The organism is Plasticicumulans lactativorans (assembly GCF_004341245.1).
GTDB classification, from domain to species: domain Bacteria; phylum Pseudomonadota; class Gammaproteobacteria; order Competibacterales; family Competibacteraceae; genus Plasticicumulans_A; species Plasticicumulans_A lactativorans.
This window is the reverse complement of the sequence record NZ_SLWY01000007.1, coordinates 14,767-30,250: the sequence shown is the minus strand read 5'-3', so window position 1 is coordinate 30,250 and position 15,484 is coordinate 14,767. Positions and strand designations below refer to the sequence as shown.

The 15,484-nt window shown below is 72.6% G+C and carries 13 protein-coding genes; 8 read left to right on the top strand and 5 right to left on the bottom strand.

Annotation, left to right across the window (positions count from 1 at the left end):
* Positions 1-30: 30 nt before the first annotated feature.
* The 5 genes from prmA to cutA all read right to left on the bottom strand — a co-directional run bounded on the left by prmA (position 31) and on the right by cutA (position 5,370).
* Positions 31-924, bottom strand: coding sequence for a 50S ribosomal protein L11 methyltransferase (gene prmA / locus EV699_RS06995; RefSeq protein WP_132540631.1), 894 nt, complete (start codon positions 922-924; stop codon positions 31-33).
* Positions 925-940: 16 nt separating this feature from the next.
* The gene (accC, locus tag EV699_RS06990; RefSeq protein WP_132540628.1) at positions 941-2,287 is read right to left on the bottom strand and encodes an acetyl-CoA carboxylase biotin carboxylase subunit; all 1,347 of its coding nucleotides are present in this window, start codon (positions 2,285-2,287) and stop codon (positions 941-943) included.
* Between the two features lie 87 nt (positions 2,288-2,374).
* On the bottom strand, positions 2,375-2,854 hold the full coding sequence (gene accB / locus EV699_RS06985) for an acetyl-CoA carboxylase biotin carboxyl carrier protein (RefSeq protein ID WP_132540625.1): 480 nt from the start codon (positions 2,852-2,854) through the stop codon (positions 2,375-2,377).
* A gap of 202 nt (positions 2,855-3,056) precedes the next feature.
* Positions 3,057-4,907, bottom strand: coding sequence for a protein-disulfide reductase DsbD (gene dsbD, locus EV699_RS06980; RefSeq protein WP_165904064.1), 1,851 nt, complete (start codon positions 4,905-4,907; stop codon positions 3,057-3,059).
* Positions 4,908-5,040: 133 nt separating this feature from the next.
* A complete protein-coding gene (gene cutA / locus EV699_RS06975) occupies positions 5,041-5,370 on the bottom strand; it encodes a divalent-cation tolerance protein CutA (protein ID WP_132540619.1) in 330 nt (109 codons plus the stop codon).
* An 89-nt stretch (positions 5,371-5,459) separates the two neighbouring features.
* On the opposite strand from cutA, the gene EV699_RS06970 reads away from it, so the two are divergent.
* The 8 genes from EV699_RS06970 (at position 5,460) to EV699_RS06935 (ending at position 15,398) form a co-directional block, all read left to right on the top strand.
* Positions 5,460-5,927, top strand: coding sequence for an FxsA family protein (locus EV699_RS06970; RefSeq protein WP_165904063.1), 468 nt, complete (start codon positions 5,460-5,462; stop codon positions 5,925-5,927).
* A gap of 137 nt (positions 5,928-6,064) precedes the next feature.
* Positions 6,065-6,352: a co-chaperone GroES gene (gene groES, locus EV699_RS06965; RefSeq protein WP_132541095.1), complete on the top strand. Its 288-nt coding sequence runs from the start codon at positions 6,065-6,067 to the stop codon at positions 6,350-6,352.
* A gap of 58 nt (positions 6,353-6,410) precedes the next feature.
* Positions 6,411-8,051: a chaperonin GroEL gene (gene groL / locus EV699_RS06960; protein ID WP_132540613.1), complete on the top strand. Its 1,641-nt coding sequence runs from the start codon at positions 6,411-6,413 to the stop codon at positions 8,049-8,051.
* A 165-nt stretch (positions 8,052-8,216) separates the two neighbouring features.
* Positions 8,217-10,514: a DUF945 family protein gene (locus EV699_RS06955; RefSeq protein ID WP_132540610.1), complete on the top strand. Its 2,298-nt coding sequence runs from the start codon at positions 8,217-8,219 to the stop codon at positions 10,512-10,514.
* Positions 10,515-10,626: 112 nt separating this feature from the next.
* Positions 10,627-13,500: a bifunctional [glutamate--ammonia ligase]-adenylyl-L-tyrosine phosphorylase/[glutamate--ammonia-ligase] adenylyltransferase gene (gene glnE / locus EV699_RS06950; RefSeq protein WP_165904062.1), complete on the top strand. Its 2,874-nt coding sequence runs from the start codon at positions 10,627-10,629 to the stop codon at positions 13,498-13,500.
* A gap of 153 nt (positions 13,501-13,653) precedes the next feature.
* On the top strand, positions 13,654-14,574 hold the full coding sequence (locus EV699_RS06945) for a branched-chain amino acid transaminase (protein WP_132540604.1): 921 nt from the start codon (positions 13,654-13,656) through the stop codon (positions 14,572-14,574).
* A gap of 61 nt (positions 14,575-14,635) precedes the next feature.
* Positions 14,636-14,830 carry a zinc-finger domain-containing protein gene (locus EV699_RS06940; protein ID WP_132540601.1) on the top strand — a complete coding sequence of 65 codons (195 nt, stop codon included), beginning with the start codon at positions 14,636-14,638 and terminating at the stop codon, positions 14,828-14,830.
* Positions 14,831-14,837: 7 nt separating this feature from the next.
* Entirely contained in the window at positions 14,838-15,398 is a 561-nt protein-coding gene (locus EV699_RS06935; RefSeq protein WP_132540598.1) for a D-sedoheptulose-7-phosphate isomerase, read from the top strand.
* Positions 15,399-15,484: the final 86 nt, after the last annotated feature.

Below are 15,484 nucleotides of genomic sequence, written 5' to 3'. Positions count from 1 at the left end.
CGTGCCGGGCGCGCCGGCAAGTGCGCGCGCTCAGCCGCGGCGGATGCCGTGCAGGCGGGTCCAGCCCTCGCGCTCGCGGCGCGGCTGCAGTTCGAACCAGGGCGCGTAGGCGGCCTCGACCTCGTCGGCGTGGCGCTCCAGCAGGCCGGCGAGCACCACGTGCCCGCCGGGGCGGGTCAGCGCGGCGAGGCGCGGGGCGAGCAGCATCAGCGGCCCGGCGAGGATGTTGGCGAGCACCACGTCGACCTGCACGTCGCCGAGCGCCTCGGGCTTGCCGACGCGCAGGCGGTGGTCGACCTGGTTGACCGCGGCGTTCTCGCGCGTCGCGATCAGCGCCTGCGGGTCGATGTCGATCGCGGTGGCGGTGTGCGCGCCGAGCTTGAGCGCGGCGATGGCGAGGATGCCCGAGCCGCAGCCGTAGTCGATCACGCGCCGGCCGGCGAGCTCGGCCGCGTCGAGCCATTCCAGGCACAGCGCGGTGGTCGGGTGGGTGCCGGTGCCGAAGGCGAGCCCGGGGTCGAGCAGCAGGTTGACCGCGTCGGGGTCGGGCGGCTGCCGGCACGAGGGCACCACCCACAGCCGCTCGCCGAAGCGCATCGGGTGGAAGTGGTCCATCCACGCGCGCACCCAGTCGCGTTCCTCGACCGCGTGCAGCTGCGCCTCGGGCAGTTGCGCGCAGCCGAGCAGCGCGCACAGCAGGTGCTTGACCTGCTCGATGTCGGTCTGCGCGTCGAACAGGCCGGTGACGCGGGTGCGCGACCACAGCGGGGTGGCGCCGGGGGCGGGTTCGAGGATCGGCTCGTCGGCCGCGTCGCTCAGCGTGACGGCGCAGGCGCCGGCTTCGAGCAGCGCGTCCTCGAGCACCTCGGAACGGTGCTCGCGCGCTTCGAGCGTGAGTTCCAGCCAGGCGGCGTCGACCGTCATGAGGGCTCCGGGGGCGTCAGCGGTCGAGGCCGAGCTGCTTTTCGAGGTAATGGATGTCGGTCCCGCCCTCGATGAAGTTGGGATCGGTCATGATGCGCCGGTGCAGCGCGGCGTTGGTCTTGATGCCCTCGACCACCAGCTCGGCGAGCGCGTTGCGCATGCGCGCGATCGCCACGCCGCGGTTCTCGCCGTGGGCGATCAGCTTGCCGATCATCGAGTCGTAGTTGGGCGGCACGCGGTAGCCGGCGTAGATGTGCGAGTCGATGCGGATGCCCGGCCCGCCCGGCACGTGGTAGCGCGTGATGGTGCCCGGCGAGGGCATGAAGGTCTCGGCGTCCTCGGCGTTGAGGCGGCACTCGACGGCATGCCCGGTGATGCGGATGTCGTCCTGCGTGTAGGCGAGCGGCAGCCCGGCGGCGATGCGCAGCTGCTCCTTGACGATGTCGACGCCGGTGATCATCTCGGTCACCGGGTGCTCGACCTGCACCCGCGTGTTCATCTCGATGAAGTAGAACTCGCCGTTCTCGTAGAGGAACTCGAAGGTGCCGGCGCCGCGGTAGCCGATGCGCCTGCACGCCTCCACGCACACCGCGCCGATGCGCGCGCGCTGCGCCGGGGTGATGCCCGGTGCCGGCGCTTCCTCCACCACCTTCTGGTGGCGGCGCTGCATCGAGCAGTCGCGCTCGCCGAGGAAGATCGCGTTGCCGTGGGTGTCGGCCAGCACCTGGATCTCGATGTGGCGCGGGTGCTCCAGGTACTTCTCCATGTACACCATCGGGTTGCCGAAGGCGGCCCCGGCCTCGGCGCGGGTCAGCGCGATGGCGTTCAGCAGGCTGGCCTCGGTGTGCACCACGCGCATGCCGCGGCCGCCGCCACCGCCGGCGGCCTTGATGATGATCGGGTAGCCGATGTCGCGCGCCAGCGCGAGGTTGGTGGGCTCGTCGTCGCCGAGCGGGCCGTCGGAGCCCGGCACGCAGGGCACGCCGGCCTCCTTCATCGCGCGGATCGCCGAGACCTTGTCGCCCATCAGGCGGATGGTCTCGGCGCGCGGGCCGATGAAGATGAAGCCCGACTGCTCGCAGCGTTCGGCGAAGTCGGCGTTCTCGGAGAGGAAGCCGTAGCCGGGGTGGATCGCGACGGCATCGGTCACCTCGGCGGCCGAGATCAGCGCCACCATGCTCAGGTAGCTCTCGGCCGAGGGCGCCGGACCGATGCAGACGGTCTCGTCGGCGAGGCGCACGTGCTTGAGGTCGCGGTCGACCGTGGAGTGCACCGCCACCGTCTTGATGTCGAGCTCACGGCAGGCGCGCAGGATGCGCAGGGCGATTTCGCCGCGGTTGGCGATGACGACTTTGTCCAGCATGGATCGCACCGATCTCGAAGGTTGCGACGCGGCATGCCGCGGGACGGTACAGCCCGCCCCGGCGGCGTCGACGGCGGTGGCGGGGCCTTATTCGATGATGATCAGCGGCTGGTCGAACTCGACCGGCTGGCCGCTCTCGACCAGGATCGCGCTGACCACGCCGGACTGGTCGGCCTCGATCGGGTTGAACATCTTCATCGCTTCGATGATGCAGACGGGGTCGCCGGCGTTGACGCGCGCCCCCACCTCGACGAACGGCTTGGCGCCCGGCGCCGAGGCCCGGTAGAAGGTGCCGACCATCGGCGACTTGATCGCGTGCCCGCTGGCCAGCGGATCGGCGGCCTCGGCCACGGCGGGCACCGCGGCGGCGGCGGTTGCGGCCGGCGCGGCGGCGGGCAGCGGGGCCGCGGCGGGTGCCGCGGACCACTGCGGCGGCGCCATCATCACCGTGGCGCCCTGAGGCTGGCGCGAGATGCGCACCGACTCCTCGCCCTCGCGGATTTCGATCTCGGCGATGCCGGATTCCTCCAGCAGTTCGATCAGTTTCTTGATCTTGCGGATGTCCATGGCAGGCGGATCCTTATCGGCTGGGGTGCAGTTCGACGACTGGCGGTTGCTGGTGGGCGGCTCCGGGCGCCCGGCCCGTCGCATGCGTCCACCGGGGGGCGCGCGGGCGGGCGGATTCTGCCCCAGGGCCGCGCGCCCTGTCCATCCGCGAAATGCGCTGTTTTGCCGGAAATCGCTGCCAGTTGGCGGCAGGTGGCCGCCATCAGCCTTCGCCGAAGCGGCCCAGGTGGGTGGCGAAGGCGTCGCCCGGCACGAAGCCGACGATGCGCGCGGCGGGAATCTCGCGGCCGTCGCGACCGAACAGCAGCAGCGCCGGCGGGCCGTAGAGGCCGAAGCGGCGCAGCAGCGCCTGGTCGGCGGCGTCGTTGGCGGTGACGTCGGCGCGCAGCAGCAGCGTGCCGGCGAGCGCGGCGCGCACCGCCGGATGCGGGAAGGTATCGCGCTCGAGTTCCTTGCAGCTCACGCACCAGTCGGCGTAGAGGTCGAGCAGCACCGGCCGGCCGCCGGCGCCGGCGATCGCCGCGTCGAGTTCGGCGAGGCCCTTGACTGGGCGGAAGGCGGGTGCCGGCAGCGCCGGCGCGCCGCTGGCGAGCCCGGTGCCGAGCAGCGGGCGCAACGGATCGCGGCCACCGGCGGCCACGCCGATCAGCAGCAGCGCCCCCTGGATCAGCAGCACCAGGCCGAGCCCGCGCACCAGCGTGCGCCAGCCGGGGGCACCGTGCGGCACCGGGGTCAGCGCCCCCATGTAGGTGGCGCAGACGATCAGCAGCACCGCCCACAGCAGCATCGCGAGCGCCACCGGCAGCAGGCGGTCGAGCAGCAGCAGCGCGACGCCGAGCAGCAGCACGCCGAACACCGCCTTGACCTTGTCCATCCAGTGCCCGGCGCGCGGCAGGAAGTGCCCGGCCGAGGCGCCGATCGCGAGCAGCGGCACGCCCATGCCGAGACTCATCGCGAACAGCGCGCTCGCACCGAGCACGGTGTCGCCGGTGCCGGCGATCACCGCGAGCACGCCGACCAGCGGCGGCGCCACGCAGGGGCCGACGATCAGCGCCGACAGCAGTCCCATCATGGCGACACCGAGGTAGTCGCCGCCGCGCTGGCGCCCCGACAGATCGGCGAGGCGGGCCTGCCAGCGCGCCGGCATCTGCAGGTCGTAGAAGCCGAACATCGAACCGGCGAGGGCCACGAACAGCGCCGCGAAGCTGCCCAGCACCCACGGGTTCTGGAAGGCCGCCTGGACGTTGCCACCGAGGCGTGCGGCGAGCACGCCGGCGAGGGTGTAGGCGAGCGCCATCGCGCCGACGTACACCGCCGACAGCCCGAAGGCGTGGCCGCGCGTCAGGTGGCGGCCCTGGCCGACGATGATCCCGGAGAGGATCGGCACCATCGGGAACACGCAGGGGGTGAAGGCGAGCAGCAGGCCGAAACCGAAGAACAGCGGCAGCGCGAGGAAACGCCGTTCGCGCAGCAGGCGCGCGATGCGGTCCTGTTCGGCCTCCGGCGCCGGCCCGGCGGCACTGACGAGGCCCGGCGTGGCGGTGGCCGCTGCCGATGGTGATGCCGGCGCGGCGCCGGCGGCGGGCAGCTCGAGCGCGACGGTGCGGCTGATCGGCGGATAGCACACGCCGAGCGGCTCGTTGCAGCCCTGGTAGTCGAGCTTCAGCGTGACCCCGGCGTCCGCCGCGCTGCGGCGCAGGCGGACCGTGGTGGTGGCCTCGGCGTGGTAGACCTCCTGGCGGCCGAAGTAGGGATCGTCCTTGGGCTCGCCGGGCGGGGTGTCGACCGCCAGCAGTTCGACCCCGACGGGGTCGACCAGCGCGATCCGCAGCCGCTCGCGGTACAGGTAGTAGCCCGGCGCGATGGTCCACTGCGCACGCACGGCTTCCGCGCCGGCGGCGGTGACCGTCAGCGCGAAGGCCTGGTCGGGTTCGAGCAGCTCGGCTTCGGCGCCGGCCTTGCCGGCGCGGCCGAACAGGTCGAGCGCAGCGGGGGCGGCGGGCGCGAGCAGGATCAGGACCAGGGCGAGCAGGGCGGCGAGGAGGCGTTTCACGGGGCGGTCTCGGGGCGGGCGGCGGTGACGGACGGGCGGGGGGCGGGCGGCTGCCCGGCTTCGAGCCGCTGCGCCGGTTCGAGTTCCGGCGGCCGGCGGCATCCGCTGCCGGCCCGGGGCCGCGGCGGCGGGCTCAGGGGGCGGGGGCGAGGTTCGCCGCGAGCCAGGCGAGGTAGCCCTCGCTGCCTTCGCCGAGCGGGACCGCGACGATCTCCGGCAGCGCGTACGGGTGCAGTGCGACGATGCGTGCGCTCAGCGCGGGCAGGTGCTCGACGCGGGTCTTGATCAGCAGCAGCGCCTCGGCATCGCGCTGCACCCGCCCTTCCCAGCGGTAGATCGAGGTGAGGCCGGGAATCAGGTTGACGCAGGCGGCCAGCGCCTCCTGCACCAGCGTTTCGGCGATGCGGCCCGCCGTGTCCGGGTCCGGACAGGTGCAGAGAACCAAGCGAAAGCCCTTGTCCATACCGCCAGACGCCCCCACTACGTATGAATGCGCCATCATACCGCGCCCCCGCGCGGGGCGTTCCCGACCTCCAGCCCCCGGAGCACCGCGTGAAGCCTTCGCTCGCCCCCCTCCTGCTGCTCGCGCTGCCCTTCGCCGAGCTCTACGTGATGATCCGCGTCGGCGCCGCCATCGGTGCCCTGAACACCATCCTGCTGCTCGTGCTCGGCGGCGCGGTCGGGCTCGCGATCCTGCGCGAGCAGGGCTTCGCCACGCTGCGCCGGGTGCAGGCGCTGCACGCCGCCGGCGTCCCGCCCGAGCGCGAGCTCGCCGCCGGCGCGCTGAAGATGCTCGGCGGCCTGCTGCTGCTGGTGCCGGGCTTCCTCACCGACCTCGCCGCGCTGGTCTGCCTGCTGCCGGTGAGCCGCCGCTGGCTGCTCGCGCACCTGCGCACCATCGCCCCTGGCAGCGGCAGCGGCAGCGGCAGCGGCAGCGGCAGCGGCAGCGGTTCGGGGCCGCGGGTGATCGAAGGCGAGTTCGAGCGCGACGACGATCGTCGGCCGCCGCGCGCCCCTTGAAGTCGGCACGCGCATCCCCAGATCGCGGCCGTCCCTTGACAGGGGGCGGCGCCCGACTAGTATTGGCACTCGCTCGGGGTGAGTGCTAACAGCGCACCCCCGCGATCTCAACCTTGGATACACAGGAGATGACCCGCATGAGCCTTCGTCCGTTGCATGACCGCGTGATCGTCAAGCGTGAGGAAGAAGAAACCAAGACCGCCGGCGGCATCGTGCTCCCCGGCAACGCGGCCGAGAAGCCCTCGCGTGGCGTGGTGCTGGCCGTGGGGCGCGGCAAGATCCTCGAAAACGGCGATGTGCGCCCGCTCGACCTGAAGGTCGGCGACCGCGTGTTGTTCGGCAAGTATTCCGGCAGCGAAGTGAAGATCGACGGCGAAGACGTCCTCGTGATGCGCGAGGACGAGGTCATGGCCGTCATCGAGTGAGCCGCCCGCGCGCTCCTTCCTGCCCATTCCCCAATCGGTTGTAGAGGTCTGAATACAGATGGCTGCCAAAGACGTTAAGTTCGGTGACGACGCCCGTTCGCGCATGGTGCGCGGCGTGAACATCCTGGCCAACGCGGTGAAGGTCACCCTCGGCCCCAAGGGCCGCAACGTGGTGCTCGACAAGGCCTTCGGCGCCCCCACCGTGACCAAGGACGGCGTCTCCGTGGCCAAGGAGATCGAGCTTGCCGACAAGTTCGAGAACATGGGCGCCCAGATGGTCAAGGAAGTGTCTTCCAAGACCTCCGACGTCGCCGGTGACGGCACCACCACCGCGACCGTGCTGGCCCAGGCCATCGTCCGCGAGGGCATGAAGTCGGTCGCCGCCGGCATGAACCCGATGGACCTGAAGCGCGGCATCGACAAGGCGTGCGTCGCCGCCGTCGAGGAGCTGAAGAAGCTCTCCAAGCCCTGCGCCGACAGCAAGGCCATCGAGCAGGTCGGCACCATCTCGGCGAACGCCGACAGCGACATCGGCCGCATCATCTCGCAGGCGATGGAGAAGGTCGGCAAGGAAGGCGTGATCACCGTCGAGGAGGGCTCGGGCCTGGAGAACTCGCTCGACGTCGTCGAGGGCATGCAGTTCGACCGCGGCTACCTGTCGCCGTACTTCATCAACAACCAGCAGTCGATGGCGGCCGAGCTGGAGAGCCCCTACGTCCTGCTGACCGACAAGAAGATCTCGAACGTCCGCGATCTGCTGCCGGTGCTGGAAGGCGTCGCCAAGTCGGGCAAGCCGCTGCTGATCGTCGCCGAGGACGTCGAGGGCGAGGCCCTGGCCACGCTGGTCGTCAACACCATCCGCGGCATCGTCAAGGTCGCCGCCGTCAAGGCGCCGGGCTTCGGTGACCGCCGCAAGGCCATGCTGCAGGACATCGCGATCCTCACCGGCGGCCAGGTCGTCTCCGAGGAAGTCGGCCTGACGCTGGAGAAGGCCACGCTGGCCGACCTCGGCACCGCCAAGCGCATCGTCGTCGCCAAGGAGAACACCACGATCATCGACGGCGCCGGCGCCGAGGCCGAGATCAAGGCCCGCGTCGAGCAGATCCGCGTGCAGATCGAGGAAGCCACCTCCGACTACGACCGCGAGAAGCTGCAGGAGCGCGTCGCCAAGCTCGCCGGCGGCGTCGCCGTGATCAAGGTCGGCGCCGCGACCGAGATGGAAATGAAGGAGAAGAAGGCCCGCGTCGAGGACGCCCTGCACGCCACCCGTGCGGCGGTCGAGGAAGGCGTGGTCCCGGGCGGCGGCGTCGCGCTGATCCGCGCGCTGCAGGCGATCCGCAGCGTCAAGGGCGACAACCACGATCAGGACGTCGGCGTGCAGATCGCCCTGCGCGCGATGGAAGAGCCGCTGCGCCAGATTGTCGCCAACGCCGGTGACGAGCAGTCGGTGGTGCTCGCCCGCGTCTCCGACGGTGCCGGCAACTTCGGCTACAACGCCGCCACCGGCGAGTACGGCGACATGATCGAGATGGGCATCCTCGATCCGACCAAGGTCACCCGTTCCGCGCTGCAGAACGCGGCCTCGGTCGCCGGCCTGCTGATCACCACCGAGGCGATGGTCGCCGAGCTGCCGAAGAAGGACGAGCCGGCGATGCCGGGCGGCGGCATGGGCGGCATGGGCGGCATGGACATGATGTAAGTCCGGCCGGCCGCAAGGTCCGAGCAAAGCCCCGCGCGAGCGGGGCTTTTCTTTTGCCCGCGCGCCGCCGCGGGGCGGGCGGCGGCTGACGCCGGGCAAGGTCGGCGCGCGGACGCCTGTGCTTAAATGGCGGCCTTTCCGTAACCGAACCAAGGATTGCAGCGGATGAAAGGCGTGGTGTGGACCGTGGTGGGGGCGGCGGCGGTGGCCGGCGCGGTGGTGGTCGGCGGCGTCTACTGGTCGGGTGTCAAGACCGAGGAGCAGTACCGGGCATGGCTCGACGCGGTCAACCGCGAGGGGATCTACAAGGCGTCGAACACGCGCTACGACCGCACGCTGTTCCACTCCGAGGCGGTGACCCGCCTCGAACTGTCGCCGCCGCCCGGCACCGACGGCACCCCAGTGGTGCTGTTCGCCGAGCACGCGGTGCAGCACGGCCCGTGGCCGCGCGCCGCCTGGTACAGCGGCGGTGCGCAGCCGGTCTACGGGGCGATGCGCACGCGCTTTCGCCTCGACGACGCGGCCGGCCAGCGCCTGGTGCAGGGGGCCTACGCCGGCAAGGATGTCGTCGATGTCGTCTCGACGCTGCGCCTCGACGGCAGCAGCGGCCATGACGTGGCGGTCGCCGGCCTCGCCTGGAGCCGCGCCGACACCGGCGAGAGCCTGCGTTTCTCCGGCCTGCAGGGGCACTACGAACTGACCGCGCAGGGCGGTGCGCTGAAGGGCGAGCTGCACGGCGAGGAACTCGCCGGCACCTTCGTCGCGCGCCAGGAAGTCGAGGTCCCCGCCGATACCGATGACGAGACCGACGGCCAGACCGACGAGGATGTCGCCGGAGCGCCGCCGTCACCCGCCGAGCCCGAGGTGCGCCACCTCATCACCGAGGTGGGCCTGCGCGGACTGCGCTTCAGCGTCGACGCGACGCGCACCCGTGCCGGCGTGTGGCCGGGCAACGCCACCTTCGCGGTCGACACGGTCGCGGTCGCCCAGTCGGACAGCGCCGGCACGCGGCGGGTGGAGCTCAGCCGGCCGCAGTTGCGCGTCGAGCTCGCCGCGAACGGGACGCTGCTCGACCTGCGCGAGGCGTTCAGCGTGGCCGGCGTCAACCTCGACGGCCGCCCCGCCGGCAGTGGCGAGTTCACCGTCAGTGCCACGCGCATCGACCTGCCGAAGCTGCAGCGCGTCAACCAGGCGCTGCTCGCGCGCACGCTCGCCGCGCCGGAGCCCGGCGCGCAGGCCGACTTCGTCGCCACGCTGCGTGCGCTGCTCGCGCCGGGGCCGGTGCTCGCGGTCGACGGCTTCAGGCTGCAGGTCGAAGGCCAGCCGCAGCCCTTCACCGGCAGCGCGCGGCTGGCGTTGCGCGACCCCGAAGGCGAGATCGGCCACCCGGTCCAGCTGGCGATGCAGATGTTCGACTCCGGCAGCCTGCACCTCGACCTGCCGGCGCTGCAGGTCGGCGACCTCGCGGCGGAAACCGGCAACGCCTTCCGCCTCGCCGGCTTCAAGGTCGACCTCGACGTCGCGCCCGGCGCGGCGACCGCCCGCGGCGAGCTGCGCACCGACGAGCTCACGGTGCTGAGCGACGGCGCGGCGGGCCGCGAGCGGGTCGCGCTGCGCGGGTTCGGCGTGCGTGCCGATCAGGTCAAGGGGCGCCACGGCCTGTTCACCGGCACCACCGACCTGCGCCTCGACAGCCTGCGCGTGGCGCAGGCCGCCGGCAGCGACGTCGAGCTCGCCGGCTTCACCGTCGGCGCGCGCGCGAGCGAGGACGGCGACTTCTACGACGTCGTCGAGACCTTCGCGCTGCAGGCGCTGCGCAGCGCCGACCAGCCGCTCGGCAGCGGCGGCTTCACCCTCGCGCTCGAACACCTGCACGGCCCGACCCTGGGCGAGCTGGTGCGCAGCGTCGACGAGCTCAACTGGAAGCACTACGCGCAACTGCTCGACGACCCGCAGGGCGACCCGGAGGCGATCTCCGCCGAGATGGGCCAGCGCCTGCTCGCCGGCCTGCAGCAACTGCTCACCCACGCCCCGCGGGTGCGGCTCGACGACCTGCAGGTGCGCATGAACGGCGAGGCGCAGCCGCTCACCGCGCAGCTCAGGCTTGCCTTCGGCGCGCTCGGCCCGGCCGGCTGGGACGATCCCGAGCTGCTGCAGCGCGTGCTCGAACAGGGCCAGGGCACGCTCAGCGTGCCCGAGGCCTTCCTGCGCCTCGCGCTCGCCGAGCAGGTGCAGGCGGAAATGGCGCTGGAGGCGGAAACACCGCCGCCGCCGCCGAAGCGGGGGCAGCCGGCGCCGGCGAAGCCCGACTTCGACACGCGCCTGCAGGCGGCGCTCGACGAGCAACTGGCGCCGCTGGTGCAGGCGGGCTACATCAAGCGCGCCGGCGGCGCGGTGTCGACCGAGTTCGCGCTCGACCGCGGCGCCGTCACGCTGAACGGCGTGGCGCTGCCGCTGCAGTGACGCCGCCGCGCGCCGGCATGCTGCCGGGCGCGCGATGCCTGGCCGTGCGCAGCGTCGCGCGCGGCCGCTCCGCCGGCGGCGCGCCGGCGCCGTCGCGAGAGGGGCTACACCCGTGACCGACTTCACTGCCGCCCTGGCCGCCCTGCCGGCCGCCCTGCGTCCCGCGGTGGCTGCCCACTGGGAGGCCTTCACGGCCGCCGCCGCACCGCCGCCGGCCGCGCGCCTGGCGGAGCTCGCCCGCGTCTGGGCCGGCAGCGGCTTCGTTGCCGAGAGCTGCACGCGCAGCCCGGAGCTGCTCGCCGGGCTGCTCGGCAGCGGCGATCTCGACCGCGCCTACGCCGCCGGCGAGCTGCGCGCGCGGCTGGCGGCGCAGGCCGCCGGCGCGGCCGACGAGGCCGCGCTGATGGCGGCGCTGCGCCGCGCGCGCCGGCGCGAGATGGTGCGCATCGCCTGGCGCGACCTCGCCGGCCACGCCACGCTGGCGGAGACCCTCGGCGACCTCACCGACCTCGCCGACGCGGCGGTCGACCTCGCGCTCGAGCGCGCCCACGCCTGGGAGGCGGAGCGCTGCGGCGAGCCGCGCGGCGCCGACGGCACACCGCAGCGCCTGGTGGTGCTCGGCATGGGCAAGCTCGGCGGCCGCGAGCTCAACTTCTCGTCGGACATCGACCTGATCTTCGCCTACCCCGAGAACGGCGAGACCGACGGCCGGCGCTGCATCGACAACCAGAGCTTCTTCACCCGCGTCGGCCAGCGCCTGATCAGGCTGCTCGACGCGCCGACCGGCGACGGCTTCGTGTTCCGCGTCGACATGCGCCTGCGCCCGTTCGGCGACAGCGGGCCGCTGGTGGCGAGCTTCAACGCCTTCGAGACCTACTACCAGACGCAGGGCCGCGAATGGGAGCGCTACGCGATGATCAAGGCGCGCGCGATGGCCGGCGACCTCGCCGCCGGCGAGCGCCTGCTGGCGGCGCTGCGCCCGTTCGTGTTCCGCCGTTACCTCGACTTCGGCGCCTTCGAGTCGCTGCGCGGCATGAAGGCGCTGATCGCCCGACAGGTCGAGCGCAAGGGCCTGCGCCACAACGTCAAGCTCGGCCCCGGCGGCATCCGCGAGGTCGAGTTCATCGGCCAGGCCTTCCAGCTCATCTACGGCGGGCGCGAACCGGGGCTGCGCGTGCGCGGCATCCTCGCGGTGCTCGACTACCTGCGCGACACCGAGCGCCTGCCGGCCTACGCGGTCGCCCGGCTGGAGAACGCCTACGGCTTCCTGCGCCGCGTCGAGAACCGCCTGCAGGCCTGGGCCGACGGCCAGACCCACGACCTGCCCGAGGAGGCGACCGGGCGGCTGCGGCTCGCCTTCGCGATGGGCTTCGCCGACTGGGAGGCGTTCAGTGCCGAGTACCGCGAGCGCACGCGCTTCGTCGCCGGCCAGTTCGAGCAGGTGTTCGCCGCCCCGCAGGCCGAGGATGCGCCGTCGGCGCCGGGGCGCGAGACCACCGGGGCCTGGGCCAGCGCCGATGCCGACGAGGCGCGGGCGAGCCTCGCCGGGCAGGGCTTCGATGACCCGGAGCGCGCCGTCGCCGCACTCGCGCGCCTGCGCGCGAGCTTCGCCTACCGCTCGATGCGCGCCGAGGGCCAGGAGCGCCTCGACCGCCTGATGCCGCTGCTGCTCGGCGCCGCCGCCGCCGTGGCGCAGCCGGCGCAGGCGCTCGAGCGCATCGTGCGCCTGCTGGAGCCGATCCTGCGCCGCTCGGTGTACCTCGCGCTGCTGATCGAGAACCCGCTGGCGCTGTCGCAGCTGGTCAAGCTGTGCGCCGCCAGCGAGTGGATCGCCGAGCACTTGGCGCGCTACCCGCTGCTGCTCGATGAACTACTCGACCCCTCCGACCTCTACGCGCCGCTCGACCGCCAGCAGTTGCGCGCCGAGCTCGAGCGCCTGCTGGCGCACGTCCCCGCCGGCGACCAGGAGGCGCTGCTCGACGCGCTGCGCCACTTCAAGCACAGCTGCGTGCTGCGGGTGGCGGCGGCCGACGTCAGCGACGTGCTGCCGCTGATGGTGGTCAGCGACCACCTCACCGACATCGCCGAGGTGGTGCTGAAGAAGTGCGTGGCGCTGGCCTGGAACGACCTCGTCGCCCGCCACGGCACGCCGCGCTGCGTCGACGCGGGTGAGGCGCGGGCGGCGGCCTTCGCGGTGATCGCCTACGGCAAGCTCGGCGGCATCGAGCTCGGCTACGGCTCCGACCTCGATCTCGTGTTCCTGCACGATTCGCGCGGCGAGGCGCAGGAGACCGACGGCGCGCGTGCGCTCGACAACCCGAGCTTCTTCTCCAAGCTCGCCAGCCGCATCATCCACATGCTCACCGCGCACACCGCCGGCGGCGCGCTCTACGAGGTCGACACCCGCCTGCGCCCGAGCGGCCGCTCGGGGCTGCTGGTCGCGAGCCTCGACGGCTACGCCGAATACGAGCGGCGCGAGGCCTGGACCTGGGAGCACCAGGCGCTGGTGCGCGCGCGGGCGGTGGTCGGGCCGGCGGCGCTGGTGGAGCGCTTCCAGGCGCTGCGCCAGGAGATCCTCGGCCGGCGCCGCGACCCGCAGGCGCTCAGGCGCGAGGTGCGCGAGATGCGCGAGCGCATGCGCCAGGAACTCGGCGCGCACGAGTCCGGCATGTTCGACCTCAAGCAGGACCGCGGCGGCATCGCCGACATCGAGTTCATGGTCCAGTACCTGGTGCTCGCCCACGCCGCCGACGAACCCATCCTCGCGCGCTACACCGACAACGTGCGCCAGCTCGCCGCGCTCGAAGCCACCGGGCTGCTGTCGTCGTGGAGCGCCGGCCTGCTGCGCGACACCTACCGCGCGCTGCGCAAGCGCGCCCACTACCTGCGCCTGCAGGGCCTGCCCGACCGCGTGCGCGCCGACGAGATGCGCGAACACACCGCCGCCGCCGCACGGCTGTGGCATGCGCTGATGGAGGTGGACTGAGGTCGTGGGGCGTGGCCGCGTCAGCCCGCGTGTACGCGGCGCGGGTGGCGTCGTACCGCTGGTCGGCGCGTTGTGGTCAAATGTCGGCCTTCCGAAGCCGGCGCCCGCGTGGGGCGCGAAGGCTCACACAACGATCCCGAGGAGAAACCCACCATGTCTATGGACGATCGCGACGGCGTGATCTGGCTCGACGGGCAGATGGTGCCGTGGCGCGAAGCCCGCGTGCACGTGCTGACCCACACCCTGCACTACGGCATGGGCGTGTTCGAGGGCGTGCGCGCTTACCAGACCGACCGCGGCGCGGCGATCTTCCGCCTGGCGGCGCACACCGACCGCCTGTTCAACTCGGCCAAGATCCTCGGCATGGCCATGCCCTACGACAAGGACACCGTCAACGCCGCGCAGCGCGCCGTGGTGCGCGAGAACGGCCTGAAGAGCGCCTACCTGCGGCCGATGTGCTTCTACGGCTCCGAGGGCATGGGGCTGCGCGCCGACAACCTCAAGGTGCACGTGATGGTCGCCGCCTGGGAGTGGGGCGCCTACCTCGGGGCCGACGGCATGGAGCGCGGCATCCGCATCAAGACCAGCTCCTACACGCGCCACCACGTCAACATCACGATGACCCGCGCCAAGTGCAACGGCAACTACGTGAACTCGATGCTGGCGCTGCAGGAGGCGCTGCGCGACGGCTACCAGGAGGCGCTGCTGCTCGACCCCGAGGGCTACGTCGCCGAGGGCAGCGGCGAGAACTTCTTCATGGTCAAGGGCGGCGTCATCTACACGCCGGAGCTGACCTCGTGCCTCGAAGGCATCACCCGCGACACGGTGATGACGCTCGCGCGCGATGCCGGCTACGAGATCCGCGAGAAGCGCATCACCCGCGACGAGGTCTACATCGCCGACGAGGCCTTCTTCACCGGCACCGCCGCCGAGGTCACGCCGATCCGCGAACTCGACGGCCGCCAGATCGGTGCCGGGCACCGCGGTCCGGTCACCGAGAAGCTGCAGACGCTGTATTTCGACCAGGTCCACGGGCGCCGCGAAGCCTACCCGGAGTGGGTCGACGTCGTCTGAGCGCGCCGCATCCGGGCGGGGGCGGGGGGCTCCCGCCCCAGCACCCCGAGGAGAACCGTCCATGTCCGCCGAAGTCGCCGAGATCCAGGCCAACGCCCAGAACCGCTACGAGGTCACCCGGGCCGACCTGCCGCTGTCCTGCCCGATGCCGGGCATGAGCCTGTGGAACTCGCACCCCAGGGTCTACCTGCCGATCGAGGACAAGGGCTACGCCAAGTGCCCTTACTGCGGCGCCGACTACGTGCTGAAGGACTGAGCGGCCCGTGGACTTCATCGCCACGCTCGCCGCACACCGCGAGGTGATCGAGCGGCTCGCGCCGCTCGCACCGCAACTCGACGCCCTGGTCGACCGCCTGCAGGCCTGCCTCGCCGGCGGCGGCAAGGTGCTCTGGCTCGGCAACGGCGGCTCGGCCGCCGACTGCCAGCACCTCGCCGCCGAACTGGTGGTGCGCTACAAGGCCAACCGCCGCGCGCTGGCCTCGCTTGCGCTCACCACCGACACCTCCGTGCTCACCGCGCACAGCAACGACTTCGGCTTCGAGACGGTGTTCGCGCGCCAGCTCGAAGCCCTCGCGCGCCCGGGCGACGTGGTCATGGCGCTGTCGACCTCCGGCACCAGCCCCAACGTGCTCGCCGCGGCCGAGACCGCGCGCCGCCTCGGCGTCTACTGCGTCGGCTGGACCGGCGCCGGCGGCGGGCGTCTCGCCGGGATCGCCGACGAGACCCTGCGCGCCCCGAGCGACGTCACCGCGCGCATCCAGGAAGCGCACATGCTGATCGGCCACTGGCTGTGCGAGGCGCTGGAAGCGCGCTTCGCCGCCTGACGCGCGCCGCGCAGGGCGCCGCACCCCGGCGCACCCGCTGTGGCGGGGTGCGCCGGCCGCGTGCCGGCGCGCCCCCGTCCCGTTCC

Bases quoted from the DNA above. Each gene is read 5' to 3' on its own strand.
- prmA (WP_132540631.1), bottom strand. From the start codon at position 924: ATGACGGTCGACGCCGCCTGGCTGGAACTCACGCTCGAAGCGCGCGAG.
- accC (WP_132540628.1), bottom strand. From the start codon at position 2,287: ATGCTGGACAAAGTCGTCATCGCCAACCGCGGCGAAATCGCCCTGCGC.
- accB (WP_132540625.1), bottom strand. From the start codon at position 2,854: ATGGACATCCGCAAGATCAAGAAACTGATCGAACTGCTGGAGGAATCC.
- cutA (WP_132540619.1), bottom strand. From the start codon at position 5,370: ATGGACAAGGGCTTTCGCTTGGTTCTCTGCACCTGTCCGGACCCGGAC.
- groES (WP_132541095.1), top strand. From the start codon at position 6,065: ATGAGCCTTCGTCCGTTGCATGACCGCGTGATCGTCAAGCGTGAGGAA.
- groL (WP_132540613.1), top strand. From the start codon at position 6,411: ATGGCTGCCAAAGACGTTAAGTTCGGTGACGACGCCCGTTCGCGCATG.
- EV699_RS06955 (WP_132540610.1), top strand. From the start codon at position 8,217: ATGAAAGGCGTGGTGTGGACCGTGGTGGGGGCGGCGGCGGTGGCCGGC.
- EV699_RS06945 (WP_132540604.1), top strand. From the start codon at position 13,654: ATGTCTATGGACGATCGCGACGGCGTGATCTGGCTCGACGGGCAGATG.
- EV699_RS06940 (WP_132540601.1), top strand. From the start codon at position 14,636: ATGTCCGCCGAAGTCGCCGAGATCCAGGCCAACGCCCAGAACCGCTAC.